Origin of the sequence: Corallococcus sp. AS-1-12 (genome assembly GCF_020036995.1) — a bacterium.
GTDB lineage: Bacteria > Myxococcota > Myxococcia > Myxococcales > Myxococcaceae > Corallococcus.
Map to the genome: position 1 here is coordinate 43370 of NZ_JAIQDD010000014.1, position 13135 is coordinate 56504.

Below are 13135 nucleotides of genomic sequence, written 5' to 3' on the forward strand. Positions count from 1 at the left end.
GGATGAAACACAGACGGACTTCGAGTGACCTCATTTCACTAGGGGAGGTGCTGATCGAAAGTAAACAGGCCGTCCAAGGCTCCGGATTTGTTGACGTGGCGATGCGGGAGGTCGTCCTCTCTAAGAGGATTCAAAGGAAGTGGAGGGCCGGGTGCGCGAAGCTCTCCGGAGGTGCCCGCGGGTGAAGTCATGGAATCGACCCTGATGCTTTGGATGGATACGACCGGGGAGCGCCCACCGGAGCGGCTGGCGAGCCCCTTCCGCGGAGGCCCGCCTGGCGCCTGGGGGCGCAAGGCGGCGGAGGCGCTCCAGCAGGCGCTGCGCCGCGACGCCGCGTGCTCGGAGGCGTTGTGGCGGCCGGGGGGCGGGAAGATGTTCGGCGTGCTGGGCGTCGCGGGGCCCGGGGGGCGGCTCGGGTTCCTGCGGGCGTTCTCCGGGATGCTGAACGGCGCGTGGAACGTGGAGGGCTTCGTGCCGCCCCTGTTCGACCCGGTGGCCCGCGACGCGTTCTGGCCCGCGGGCGAAGCGGAGCTGGCCGCGCTGGAACAACAGCATGCGGCGCTGTGCCGGGACGCCGAGGCGTTGCGAGCGCAGGGGCGCGCTGATTCGCTGCGCGACGTGGAAGCGCGACTGGCGGACGTGGAGCACGTGCGCGCCGAGCGCTCGCGCTCCCTGTGGCGGCAGGTGACGCAAGGATATGTCATTCCCAATGCACGCGGTGAAACCCAGACATTGGCCTCGCTGTTCGCGCCCAGGCCTCCTCCCGGTGGCGCCGGTAATTGCGCGGCGCCCAAGCTGCTGGCGTATGCCTTTCGCAACGGATTGACGCCCCTGGAACTCGCGGAGTTCTGGTGGGGCGCGCCGCCCGTGGATGGCCGCCGGGAATCCGGTGCGTACTATCCGGCGTGTGACAACAAATGCGGCACGGTGCTGCCGTACATGTTGAAAGGGCTGGACGTGGAGCTGCCGCCTCCCGCCGCGCCAGCCGTCGCCGGACCGCGCGTCGTCCATGAGGACCCGTGGCTCCTGGTGGTCGACAAGCCCGAGGGCCTGCCCACGCTCCCCGGACGCCATGCGCCCACGCGCGACTCGGTGCTCGTCCGGCTCCAGCCCCGGTTCCCGGACCTGTCCCCCGCCAGCTTCCTCCACGAACTGGACCCCGAGTCCTCGGGCCTCCTCGTCATCGCCCGGGACGCGGTGACCCGCGCCTCGCTCCAGCGCCAGTTCTCCCAGGGCGAGGCGGAGCACCGCCACGTCGCCTGGGTGGACGGCCGCGTGGACGGGGGCTCAGGCCTCATCGACCTGCCGCTGCGCCCGGCGGCCCACGCGTCATTGGAGGACTGCGTGGACGCCCGCCACGGCAAGCGGACCCGGAGCGCGTGGAAGGTCCTCCATCGCGACGCGGCCCGGACCCGGGTGGAGTTCGTTCCCGCGACCCAGCTTCCCCTCGCGTTGCGTATCCATGCCGCGCATCACCTGGGGCTGGGACTGCCCATCGCCGGGGACGCGCGCTTTGGACGAGAGGACGTGCGGCTGATGCTCCATGCCGACGCGCTGGCCTTCGTGCATCCACGCACGGGCGAGCGTCTGGCATTCGCCTCGCTCGCGCCATTCTGAAGGCTGACGCCGTGGATTGTTTGATCAATCCAAGGGGCCGCGGAGTCCAAGGGACAGGGAAGGGCGGGAAGGCCCTTCATGGACAGACACCCCCACCTTGGAGAGGAATCCCATGACCTACGCACGCAAGAACTCCGGCTCGAAGTCGCTCATCGCGGGCCTGCTGCTGACCGCGACGGCGCTCGCCGGCTGCGGACAGGACGACATCAACCGCAAGTACCAGGGGACGTACGAACTGGAGCTCCAGCTCGACACCGGCGCGAAGGTGTCCGAGGGAGACCTGGACGTGGGCTTCAACGTCTACAACGACGATGAAGCCATCATCTCGATGAACAAGCTGTTGTGCACCCTCTCCGCCAGCTACAGGGCGAAGGTCGCGCTGCCCGGTGCGGACGGCAAAGAGGTGGAGGTCGAGCTGCTGAGCGACGTGCGCCCGGATCAGATCCTCGTGTGCCCCGTGCCCGCGGAGCTGGGGGAGAACCTCTGGCTGCACTTCCGCCTGGGCCTGGGTCGCGTCGAGAAACAGCAGCTCATCATCGACTACGACGGCACCGTGGTGCGCGGCACGCTCGATGAGGTCTCGAACGGACAGGGCATCCGCGTGGGGACCTTCGACTACACGTTCCAGGGCAACGAAGTGGCGGTGCCCTGATTCACCCGGCGCAATCCCAGCGTCCATCGCGCGACACCGGGTGTGAGTGGCCCCAGCGGCTTTCCACATCCGGCCCTCGTCGCGGTGGACGTCGGGTGCCATGCACAGACCCCTCCCGGCAGGTGCTTGCGTGATTCCTGCGTTGCGCGCATACCCGGGCTTTCGCGACAAGGGGGGCAGGGGTCGTGATCGAACTCAAACCGGAAGCCGAAGCCTGGATGCCTCTGTCGGGCGATGCGGAGCGCCACGCGCTGGACCATCCGTGGCCTTCGCCGGAGCAGGGCAGCGTGCGCTTCGTCGTGGGCGAGGACTTCTTCCGCCTGGAGCACGACGTCCGGCTGGAGCTCTACCGCGACCTTGCGGAGCGGATGCTCGCCGTGTTCCGCGAGCTCACCCCGCCCGGGGGCTGGCTCTACGCGTTGGACCCGCAGCACCCCTGCTACCGCCTCTCCCCGCACGTCCGCTTCGAGGCCGGCGCGACGCTGGAGGAGATGACCGGGCTCTACACGCGTGAACACATGGAGCGCGTGGAGCGCGGCATCCACCCGCCGTCGTTCGAGCCGCGCTGGGCCATGGATGTCCACCCGGCGGGAGACCCGGAGCACCTCTTCGCGCCGCCGGACTTCCACTTCGTCTTCGCCGCGCGCTACCGCGTGGGCAACTTCGACGGGCTGGAGGCCCCGGGCAAGGGGCCCATCGAGACGGAGACCTACGAGCTGCTGGGACACCGCCTCATCGCCGCCGTGGACAGGAACCCGCCGGCGCTCTTCCAGCGCGCGCGCAGGTTGGGCCCCGACGACTGAGGGGAACCCGGAACGTCAGTCCGGCCGGGACACGGCGCGCGGGCGGGGCGCGGACTCGTAGTAGAGGTTGGCGCGCCCCTCGCCGTAGACGACCAGCACCCGGTCGTTCTCCTCCAGGAGCCCCGACGTCTTCTGCGCGACCTTGCGGACCAGCGTGTCGAGCTGTGCCGGACCCTGCTTGCTGCTGGCCCGGACCGTGACGACTGGCATTCGGTGTTCCGCTCCTGGTGACCTCCCGCGACGGCAGGAAGGGCGCTGCGTGTCATAGCCAACGGAACACTTCGTTGACAAGTGCGCGCTGCCACGGTGGATAGGGACCCATGCTCCACCTCGCTCGCGCATTGCTGGTTGTCTCGCTTGCCCTGGTCTCCACCACCGCCGCCGCGCAGTCGCGTGAGGCGCAGGACCTGCGGGGCCACGTGTCGCCCACGCCCTTCTGGCTGCCCCGAGGCGTGTTCCTGGGCACGCAGCTCAACAACGGCGCGGTCATCCCCAACGTGCGCATCCAGTGGGAGTTCACCATCTTCCAGGACCGCAAGGACGCGTGGATCGCCATCCTGGAGGGTGGGGTGGGGTGGGCGGCGTCATTGCCCGACAGCGCGCTGGAGAGCCGCAACCTCTACCTTCCGGTGTCCTCCTACTACGAGCACAACGCGCAGGTGGGCTTCGGCTACCGCAACCACCTGCCGGGCAAGGTCCACTGGGGCTTCCAGGTGACGGGCGGCCCCACCTTCTACGGCGCCCACTTCACCACCCAGCCGCCGGACCGCCGCGTCGCGGGCTCCGTCCAGGGCCGCATCCAGATTGGCTACCAGCTCCCGCAGGACGTGGGCGTGGGCCTGGCGCTGGGGTACTCGGAGCCCTTCGGCCTCAAGAACCGCAGCTTCGCGCGTGACTTCGTGGGTGGCGTGAACATCGGATTTTTCGCGGATTGGCGGTAGCGGCGCTGTACACTCCCTGAGCGAGCGCGGCCCCGCCTGCCGGTGCGGGTAGGGCGCCGCTTCCATGCCCATGGCCGAGCTGCTCAGTGCCCACGTCGCGCGCTACCTGCGCAACCGCGAGGAGTTCGAACGGGGGCTCCCTGCGGGCCTCCTCCTCTTCACGCCGCCCCTGGGCGGGGTCGCCCCCTCCGACCTGGAGGAGTACCCCGTGCGCACGGTGACCAACGCGGGCCCTCCGACGCTCGGTCAGGACGAACCCGTCGTCTTCCCGCTGCTCAAGTGCCGGGGCAACGCCTTCGGCCGCGGCATCACCGTGGGGCGCACCGGCAACAACGACGTCGTCCTGGATGACGGCAGCGTGTCCCGGTTTCACGCGTGGTTTTCGCGGGACGCGGGGGATACCGGTTTTCTGCTGACGGACGCGGGTTCGAAGAACGGCTCGTACGTCACCGGGAGCCGGCTGTTGGCTCGCAAACCCATGGCGGTGGAGGACGGGATGCGGCTGCGCTTCGGTCAGGTGGAGGTCAGCTTCTACACGGCTGGAGCCTTCGCGCGCCTGCTGGCGGTGCGCCTGCAACCCTGAAGCCTTGCCACGTCTTCGGCGGCCTGCGTAACGTGCGGAGTCACCCTCTAGGCACGGATGGGAGCGTTCGCGGTGGCCTTGACCACAGAAGCCTTCGGGCTGACCGATGTCGGCCGGAAACGGCAACACAACGAAGACGCGATGATGGTGGACGCGTCGCTCGGCCTGTTCATGGTCGCCGATGGCATGGGCGGACACGCCGCGGGTGAGGTCGCCAGCGCGCGGGCCACGGAGGTCGTCAAGCAGCACATCGCGGCCAACCGGCACCTGCTCAAGGACCTGGCGCAGAACCCCACGGCGGACAGCCGCTCCGCCGCCGCCGCGCTGGTGGAGGTGGCGGTGCAGCGCGCGTGCGCGGACATCTACCGCACGGCGATGACGGACGCCTCCAAGCGCGGCATGGGCACCACGTTCGTGTGCCTGGCCGTGGGCGGCAACAAGGGCGTCATCGGCCACGTGGGTGACAGCCGTGTGTACCTGGTGCGGCACGGACAGTGCCACCGGCTCACCGAGGACCACACGCTCGTCGCCGCCCAGCTCAAGGCCGGCACCATCACCAAGGAGCAGGCCGCCACCTCGCAGTACCGCAACGTCATCACCCGCGCGGTGGGCATCCAGGAGTCCGTCCAGGTCGACACGCTCATCGTGGACCTGATGCCCGGCGACGTGTTCCTCCTCTGTTCGGACGGCCTGCACGGCTACATCGAGGACGAGGAGATATTGCCCCTGGTCGCGGGGCTCCAGCCCGGGGACCTGCCGCGCAAGCTCGTGGAGATGGCCAACGAGCGCGGCGGCAAGGACAACATCACCGCCGTGGTGGTGAAGGTGGCTGGGGACAGCGCGGCGCTCGCCAGCGAGGAGACGAGCGAGGCGCAGTCGCGCATGGAGGCGCTGCGGAAGATCCCGCTCTTCCGCCACCTCACCTACAAGGAGCAGACGGCGGTGCTGTCCATCGCCACCACGCGCACCTACCCGGCGGGTCGGGAGATTGTCGTGGAGGGGCAGCCGGGCGAGGAGCTCTTCGTCGTCATCCGGGGCCGGGTGGCCATCGAGAAGAACGGCGTGGAGATCGCGGAGCTGCGCTCGGGCGGCCACTTCGGCGAGATGGGCCTCATCGACAACGCGCCCCGCTCCGCCACGGTGCGCGCCACGGAGCCCACGCGGACCATGGTCATCGCCCGCTCGGACCTGATGGGGCTGATGAAGCGCGAGGCGATCCTCGCGGTGAAGATGCTCTGGAGCTTCGTGCAGGTGCTGAGCGACCGGCTGCGCGCCACCAACTCGGAGCTGAGCGAGGCCCGGCAGGAGCTGGCGGTGGCGCAGGCCATCCAACCGTTCGCGGAGGACTGAAGCGGGAACTCCAGCGGCCCCCGGGGCGTCCTCAAGAGGACGCTCTGGAATTTTCCGGGGGAAACCGTCGTTGGGGGGCCGGTCTGGGAGTAAGGTCCCGGCCGCGTACACATGCGCAAATGGGTCTTCATCGCGGTGGCCGCCGTGCTGGCGCTCGCCGCCATCGTCCTGGGGCCCCGGTGGGGCGCTCCGGCCGCGCGCCCCGTCTCCCCCGTCTCCGCCAGCTCCATCCGCCAGGGCATGCCCGCCTTCAACGCGGTGGCGGTGTCCTCCGGCGCGCAGGAGGGGCTGACGCTCACCGGGCGCGTGCTGGACGGCAATGGCCGGCCGGTGGCGGACGCGGAGGTGTCGCTCGCGGCCTCCGCGGAGCGGACGCTGTCGGACGTGAGGTGCGACGAGTGCGGCCTGGCGCTGCTCGCCTGCACCGCGCATGAGACGGCGCTTCACACGCGGGCCTTCTTCGAACAGCGGCAGGGCTTCCTCACGGCGCGCGCCACGGTGCGCACGGACGCGCAAGGGAAGTTCCGCTTCGAGCACCTGGCGGGCGTGTCCTTCACGGTGTGGGCGCGCTCGGCGGGGCTGGGCGTGGCGCTCAAGGACCGGGCCGCGCCGGGGGAGCCGGTGGAGCTGTACCTGCCGCCCTTGCGGAGCATCACCGGCACGGTGGTGGATGACTCCGGCCAGGCGAGGCCGGGGGCGCGCGTGCGCGCGGTGTCGCGCAAGGTGCCGCTGCCCTTCGAGGCCGTGGCGGGCGCGGGCGGGGCCTTCACGCTGTCGGGCCTGGGCGAGGGCCCCTTCTACGTGCTCGCGGACGCGGAGGGCTTCCAGCCCGCGGTGGCGCAGCAGGTGGAGGCGGACTCGCAGCCCTTGCGCCTGAAGCTGACGCCGTCCCGCACGCTGGAGGTGCGCGTGACGCGCGACGGGGCGCCCGCGGCGGCGACGGTGCGGCTGCGCGGCGACCACCTGACGCGCGAGGAGCACGCGAAGGCGGAGGGCGGGCCGGTGCGCTTCAACGGCCTGTACCCGGACGAGGTGGTGGTGACGGCGGAGGCGCCGGGCTTCGGCTCCGCGCCCCAGACGCTCACGCTGTCGCAGCGGGTGACGCAGGTGACGCTGGTGCTGGAGGCCGCGGGCCGGCTGCTCGTCACGATTGTCGACGAGGACGGCCAGCCGGTGCCCAACCCGCAGTTGCTGCTGCGCACGGTGGCGGGCGACCTCATCCGCCGCGACGCGGTGCCCACCGGCGCCCTGGCGGAGCTGGGGCCGCTGGCGCCGGGCGAGTACGTGCTGGAAGGCCAGGCGGAGGGCTTCACCGCGGCGCAGTTGCCCGCGCGCGTGGCGCCGGGGGAGACGCCGCTGGAGCTGGAGCTGGCGAAGGCCACGGTCATCAGTGGGCAGGTCATCGACGAGTACGGGCGCCCCGCGGCGGGCGTGTCCGTGCTGGTGCAGCCCACGGGCGGCGTAGTGAACGCGGGCGAGGACGGCCGCTTCACGGCGCAGGTGCCCATGGCGGGGCTCTACACGCTGCACGCGCACCACTCCGAGTGGGGCGGCGGCAGCGTGCAGGCGACCGCGCCCGCGACGGACGTGACGCTGTCGCTGGAGGCGAAGGCGGGCGCGGACGTGACGGTGACGAGCGGCGGCCGGCGGGTCGAGGGCGCGGACGTGACGATGTGGGCGGATCCGGAGAACATCTTCCGCAGCGACCGCCCCTCCGGGCCGGACGGCGTGGTGCCCATGCGCGGCCTGCCGCCGGGCACGTACCAACTGGTGGCGTCGCATCCGGAGTACCTGCCGTCGAGTCCCCGGCCGGTGACGGTGCAGGACGGGGCGAAGCAGCAGGTGACGGTGGAGCTGGAGCCCGGCGCGCAGCTCACGGGCGACGTGGTGGACGAGGATGGCCAGCCGGTGGTGGGCGCGGCGATGAGCGTGGCGCCGCGCATGGCGGAGCCGACGCAGTCGGACTCGAGCGGCCACTTCGAGTTCCGCGCGCTGCGGCCGGACCGCACGTACTTCGTGGAGGCACGCCACGCGAGCTACGAGCCGATGGAGCGGCCGCAGGGCAAGCCGGGCGGGCCGCCGGTGCAGGTGAAGATGCGCCGGCGCACGACGTTCCGGGGCCGCGTGATGGACGACGCGGGCCAGCCGGTGCGCCGCTTCCGGGTGGACGAGCACGACGTGAACAGCCCGGACGGGCGCTTCGAGGTGCCGCTGTCCACGGCGGGCGACCGGCTCATCGTCGCGGTGGACGCGGCGGGGTACGAGCCGCAGGTGGTGGACCGCCCCTCGACGGCGCAGGACATGGGCGACATCGTGCTGGTGAAGGCGCCGTCGGTGTCCGGGCGGGTGCGGGACGCGTCGGGCGGCGCGGTGCCGGACGCGGTGGTGACGTGCGACGTGTGCGACGGGTCGGTGCTGTCCGGGCCGGACGGTCAGTTCACGCTGGCGAGCCCGCCCTTCGTGCCGCGCTTCACGGTGTCCGCGCGCAAGGGCAAGGTGAGCGGCACGCAGGAGGTGCCGCGAGGCAGCACGGCGCCGGTGGAGCTGACCCTCAAGCCTGCGACGCACCTGACGGGCCGGGTGTACCTGGCGGACGGGCAGCCCGCGGCGGGCGCGCAGGTGGAGGGGCTCAACGCGGATCGCAGCGAGACGGTGTCGCTCATCACCGGCGCGGATGGCCGCTACAGCGCGGACCTGTCGCCGGGCAACTACCGCTTCGTGGTGGGCGGGCGGGGCGCGGGCCAGCCGGCGGTGGTGGTGCAGGTGGCGGGCACGGAGATGACGCTGGACCTGGGGCCGGTGCCCGGGACGGGCTCGGTGACGGTGCTGGTCCAACCGGAGCGGGGCAAGGCGCTGTGGGTGGTGCCGGGAGACGTGGGCGCGGTGGGCAATCCGCCCACGGAGCTGCTGCGCTCGCGGTATGCGCAGTTGGTGTACCAGCCCATGTCGGAGCGGGTGGTGGTGCAGGGGCTGCGGCCGGGCCGCTACACGCTGGTGTGGGGCTACTTCCACGCGGAGATGCCGGGGGCGGGCCCGGTGGTGCGCTTGGTGGACGTTCCGACCCAGGGTGAGGTGTCCCTGCGGTAGTCGTGTTGCGACCGGGCGGACTGGCGCGTAATGAAGCCGCATGGACGCATCCGCATTGAAGGGTCGCCGGATCATCGTCGGCGTGGGTGGCGGCATCGCGGCGTACAAGGCCTGCGAGCTGGTGCGTGAGCTGGGCCGCGCGGGCGCGGACGTGCGCGTGGCCATGACGGAGGCCGCGCGCCAGTTCGTCACCCCGCTGACCTTCCAGGCGCTCGTGGGGCACCCGCCGCTCACGGACTACTTCGACCCGGCGCAGGAGGGGAACTTCGGCCACCTGGACCTGGCGCGCTGGGGCGAGCTGTACGTGGTGGCGCCCGCGACGGCGGATTTGATCGCGAAGATCCGCGCGGGCTTCGGCGGGGACGCGGTGACGACGTCGCTCCTGGCGTTCAAGGGGCCGGTGGTGCTGGCGCCCGCGATGAACGTGGCGATGTGGGAGAACGCCCGGACGCAGGAGAACGTGGAGTCGCTGCTGAAGGAGGCGCGCTTCAGCACGGTGGGGCCGGGCGCGGGGATGCTGGCATGCGGAGATGTGGGCGCGGGGCGGCTGGCGGACGTGGGCGCCATCGTGTCCGCGGCGGCGGCGCGGTTGGGTGGAGGTCCGCTCACGGGCAAGACGGTGCTGGTGACGGCGGGCCCCACGCGCGAGTACCTGGATCCGGTGCGGTTCATCTCCAATCCGTCCACGGGGAAGATGGGCCTGGCGCTGGCGCACGAGGCACGGGCGCTGGGCGCGAAGGTGACGGTGGTGCTGGGTCCGGTGGGCGCGGTTGACCGCACGGGCCTGGAAGTGGTGGACGTGGTGAGCGCGGAGGACATGGCGCGCGAGGTGTTGTCGCGAGTGGAGTCCGCGGACGCGTTCATCGCCACGGCGGCGGTGAGTGACTGGAGGCCGGAGACGCGCGCGCCGCAGAAGGTGAAGAAGGGCGAGGGGCCGGAGAGCCTCAAGTTGGTGCGCACGCCGGACGTGTTGCTGGAGGCGTCCCGCAAGGTGGCGGGGAGGGCGAAGCGTCCGGTGCTGGTGGGCTTCGCGGCGGAGACGGAGCGGGTGGTGGAGCACGCGCGCGAGAAGCTGGAGCGCAAGGGTCTGGACGCCATCGTCGCCAACGACGTCACCGCGGAGGGCGCGGGGTTCGGGACGGAGACGAACCGGGTGACGGTGATTTCACGTGGTGGACCCGACCGGGTGTTGCAGGGCAGCAAGCGCGCGGTGGCGGCGGAGATCCTGTCACTGTTGCTCGTGTCCCCGCGCGGCTGAGCGCCCTTCTCTGACACAACTGGACGGATGCGGATCCGGGTTCGTGGCGAGCTTGTGGCTACCCACAATAGGGGAGGACGCAGGATGCGAATGGTGGATTCCCGCAGTTCGCATCCGCGGTACAGTACCCGCCGAAGGTGCAAAAACGCGGTTTGTCTTTAGGGCATTGAACGGCATCGCCAGTTAACTGGCAACAGCCCGCGACACCCGTGACCGACGCGCAACTGTATGTTTTCCCGTTGCATGTGAACGTCTCCGCAGGCGGGGACACTGGGGGGAGCGGGTCCTGTGGCCGAGAATAGCGCCCAGACGCCACGTATGCGTTATAGCCCTGGGCGATCAATTGCTTGCGGCCGGCCAGCGATTCGTATGTCGGGTATTGCTGTCGAAACTGCTGATCGTAAGAGACTTCAATGTCAAGGATCGACGCGCTCGGGGACTGTCGCTGGAGGGCGTAGTACGCCATCAAGTCGATCATCTCCTGGGCTCGTGTGAGATCGTGTCCGGATTTGGCGGTGAGCGCGCCGGTAATGAAGTCGGCATCATTTTCGACCATTGCAGGGTAGATGTAGAAGCCGTTCGCGCTAGCGGATTGCATTCGGAGTTGATCGACGCAACCCCAGGCCCAGAAGTGGCCGAACTCATGAGCAAGAATCGCACCTGCGTAGTCGAGCAGGTAGTGTCGGGCCCTCTTCCTTGCATATGAGTCCAGTGCGGCCGTTGGGAAGAGCGACTGAGGGGCTGCCCCGCCACGGATCGAGTTGTGACTCGCAACGATAGCGTTCACCGCTGGAACGCGCCCCGTTGTCGTCAGACCCGTGTCGTGAGCCGCGAGGTAGTTTGTGTACTCTGTGAGAATATCGAAGAACTTCCCGTCCATGACGACGATGAGGTGCCCGGTTACGCCTCCGCCCGCAGGTTTCAGCGACATCAGGTCGGGAACAACGCGCACCACGTTTCCTCCGATGCTGGCGTGATTGACCAGCGTGTTGACGAGATCCTGGTAGACGCTGGTGAAAGGCATGGATGCGAGAGAGTTCTGTGCGTCCTTGCTTGTGCAGAGGTCATTCTCGTAGGCGGTTGGAACCTGGCAACGATCTCGTGTCGCAGAGGTCAGGCTGAGTCCGGAAATCCCAGCCTCCACAGGATTTGTCAGCGCGCACTCGGGGTATGGAGCAGGGGAGAGGGGCGCCGACGTGCCGGTGTCGCAGCCAGCCACCAGTGCCCCCACTAGGGCAGCCATCAGTTGATGCGGTTTCATGAAGTAATCGACGCAAAGACGTCCCCCGCAGTCAACGCGCAGGGTGTCAATAAGCAATGCCCTCGGCGCTCGCAGCGCGATTGGAGGACTTGCTTCGGAATGGCCTCAGTCTTCGATCCAGAAGTACTCGTTACCACCTGCCAGCGACCTGCCCAGGAGGCCCTTCCACCCCGTGGATGAACGTGTGCTGCTCCACATGCACGGACTCATGGAAGTCAGGCTCACCGCGACCGCCGTTCCAGTCCACGCGGTCCATGCGGATGACTCGCGATGAGTACGGCAGCAGCGTCGCCGGATCCGTCACCAACTCCAGCTCCAGGTGCGCGTACCTTCCCTGCGTCTCGTCCGATTGTCCGACAGGTTCACGCACGAGCTTCAGCCGCACGCACCTGGGCTCCGGCACTGACTCGGAGCAGGGCACTCCCACGTCCAGCCGGACTCGCTCCTCTGCGGGGACCTCCTCGCTCTTCTTTCGGCCGGTGCCCACCGCCAACGTCGTCGGCACGACCTCCGTCCTCCCGGGCGTGAAGCTCGACCCGTGCCAGCTCCCGACCCATTCGTTCCACCGGTTGCGGGCCTCGCGCTCCAGCCCGTTGCTGAGGGCCTTCGCCATCTGGGCCTTCTTCGTGGGGCTCACCGGCAGCGCGTCCAGCAGGTCCTGGCCAGGGCCGTCCTCCAGCGGATCGATCCCCTGGAAGTCTCCCTGCGCGTCGATGATGGACGCGGCCAGCGGCTCCACGAAGGCAGGGAAGGGGGCTTCAATCACTTCCACGTCCTGGAACACCAACCGCCGGCGGCCCTCCGCGTCCATGGGCCCCAGCCGCATCACATACCGGCGCTGCGCCGTCTGCCGTCCGCTCCAGTCCGTCCGCACGTCCACCGTGTGCATCACCCGGAGGGTCGACTGCTCCGGCCACGCGTAGCGCAGCGTCACCAGGTCCTTCCCCCTGGCGCCACCCACCGTGGCGCAACCGATGACCCCGGAGGACAACGCTGCGATGACGAGCCACGGGCGCGCGAAGGAGGCCATGTCCCGCCACGATAACAACGCCCGTCCCTCCGCGCGGCGCGGCATGACGCTCGCGCCGCGTGGATTGGACACTCAGGCCATGGCCGCCGTGGCGCCTCGCCGCAGGCCCGCGTACTCCAGCGCCGCGAACAGCGCGACCGCCAGCGCCTGCGCCGTGACGAAGGCCACCCCGAGCCCCGTGGGCGCCGTCGGGCCGTGCGCCATCAGGAGCACGCTGTCCACCACCCACAGCGCGTTCACCGCGACCACGAACCACACCGGCCACGAGGGCAGGGTGTCCCTCGACGCCAGGTAGCCGAGCAGCAGGGCGAACGGAATGAGCCCCAGCCCCGCCGCTCGCAGGAGCCCCGGCTCCAGGCCCAGCAGCGGACCCATGGGTCCCGCGGCCACCGCCATCAACAGCCCCATGGCTCCACTGGCGACCGCGTCCAGCAGCAGCGCGCGGCGCAGAAAGGTTCCCGACACGTTCTTGACGCTCATGGCACACGAATCCTTGCGATGGGTGGAAGCGGCGGCGGCCGTGATGGCCGTCCGTCGACGGTGCACAAGATGC

General features: G+C 69.9%; 12 protein-coding genes. 8 read left to right on the forward strand and 4 right to left on the reverse strand.

Annotated elements, in window-relative coordinates:
• Positions 1-213 precede the first annotated feature (213 nt).
• The 3 genes from K8556_RS22135 (at position 214) to K8556_RS22145 (ending at position 3072) form a co-directional block, all read left to right on the forward strand.
• Complete coding sequence (locus K8556_RS22135) at positions 214-1617, forward strand: RluA family pseudouridine synthase (protein WP_223742068.1); 1404 nt, start codon at positions 214-216, stop codon at positions 1615-1617.
• A gap of 112 nt (positions 1618-1729) precedes the next feature.
• A complete protein-coding gene (locus K8556_RS22140; RefSeq protein ID WP_223742069.1) occupies positions 1730-2269 on the forward strand; it encodes a hypothetical protein in 540 nt (179 codons plus the stop codon).
• 218 nt (positions 2270-2487) lie between these two features.
• On the forward strand, positions 2488-3072 hold the full coding sequence (locus K8556_RS22145; protein ID WP_223742070.1) for a DUF2716 domain-containing protein: 585 nt from the start codon (positions 2488-2490) through the stop codon (positions 3070-3072).
• 15 nt (positions 3073-3087) lie between these two features.
• Here K8556_RS22145 and K8556_RS22150 read toward each other — a convergent pair whose 3' ends face one another.
• Positions 3088-3282: a hypothetical protein gene (locus K8556_RS22150; RefSeq protein ID WP_223742071.1), complete on the reverse strand. Its 195-nt coding sequence runs from the start codon at positions 3280-3282 to the stop codon at positions 3088-3090.
• A gap of 110 nt (positions 3283-3392) precedes the next feature.
• Between K8556_RS22150 and K8556_RS22155 the strand changes: the two genes are divergently transcribed.
• The 5 genes from K8556_RS22155 to coaBC all read left to right on the forward strand — a co-directional run bounded on the left by K8556_RS22155 (position 3393) and on the right by coaBC (position 10291).
• Complete coding sequence (locus K8556_RS22155) at positions 3393-4013, forward strand: hypothetical protein (protein WP_223742072.1); 621 nt, start codon at positions 3393-3395, stop codon at positions 4011-4013.
• A 70-nt stretch (positions 4014-4083) separates the two neighbouring features.
• Positions 4084-4596, forward strand: coding sequence for an FHA domain-containing protein (locus K8556_RS22160; protein WP_223742073.1), 513 nt, complete (start codon positions 4084-4086; stop codon positions 4594-4596).
• A gap of 57 nt (positions 4597-4653) precedes the next feature.
• Positions 4654-5946 carry a Stp1/IreP family PP2C-type Ser/Thr phosphatase gene (locus K8556_RS22165; RefSeq protein ID WP_014396319.1) on the forward strand — a complete coding sequence of 431 codons (1293 nt, stop codon included), beginning with the start codon at positions 4654-4656 and terminating at the stop codon, positions 5944-5946.
• Positions 5947-6057: 111 nt separating this feature from the next.
• Complete coding sequence (locus K8556_RS22170; RefSeq protein ID WP_223742074.1) at positions 6058-9033, forward strand: carboxypeptidase regulatory-like domain-containing protein; 2976 nt, start codon at positions 6058-6060, stop codon at positions 9031-9033.
• 40 nt (positions 9034-9073) lie between these two features.
• Positions 9074-10291, forward strand: a complete 1218-nt coding sequence (gene coaBC, locus K8556_RS22175) for a bifunctional phosphopantothenoylcysteine decarboxylase/phosphopantothenate--cysteine ligase CoaBC (protein ID WP_223742075.1) — start codon at positions 9074-9076, stop codon at positions 10289-10291.
• Positions 10292-10349: 58 nt separating this feature from the next.
• On the opposite strand, the gene K8556_RS22180 is transcribed toward coaBC, so the two are convergent.
• From K8556_RS22180 to K8556_RS22190, 3 genes are all read right to left on the reverse strand, one after another.
• On the reverse strand, positions 10350-11552 hold the full coding sequence (locus tag K8556_RS22180; RefSeq protein ID WP_223742076.1) for a hypothetical protein: 1203 nt from the start codon (positions 11550-11552) through the stop codon (positions 10350-10352).
• Positions 11553-11682: 130 nt separating this feature from the next.
• Complete coding sequence (locus K8556_RS22185) at positions 11683-12582, reverse strand: hypothetical protein (protein WP_223742077.1); 900 nt, start codon at positions 12580-12582, stop codon at positions 11683-11685.
• Between the two features lie 72 nt (positions 12583-12654).
• On the reverse strand, positions 12655-13062 hold the full coding sequence (locus tag K8556_RS22190; protein WP_223742078.1) for a hypothetical protein: 408 nt from the start codon (positions 13060-13062) through the stop codon (positions 12655-12657).
• Between the last annotated feature and the right edge of the window lie 73 nt (positions 13063-13135).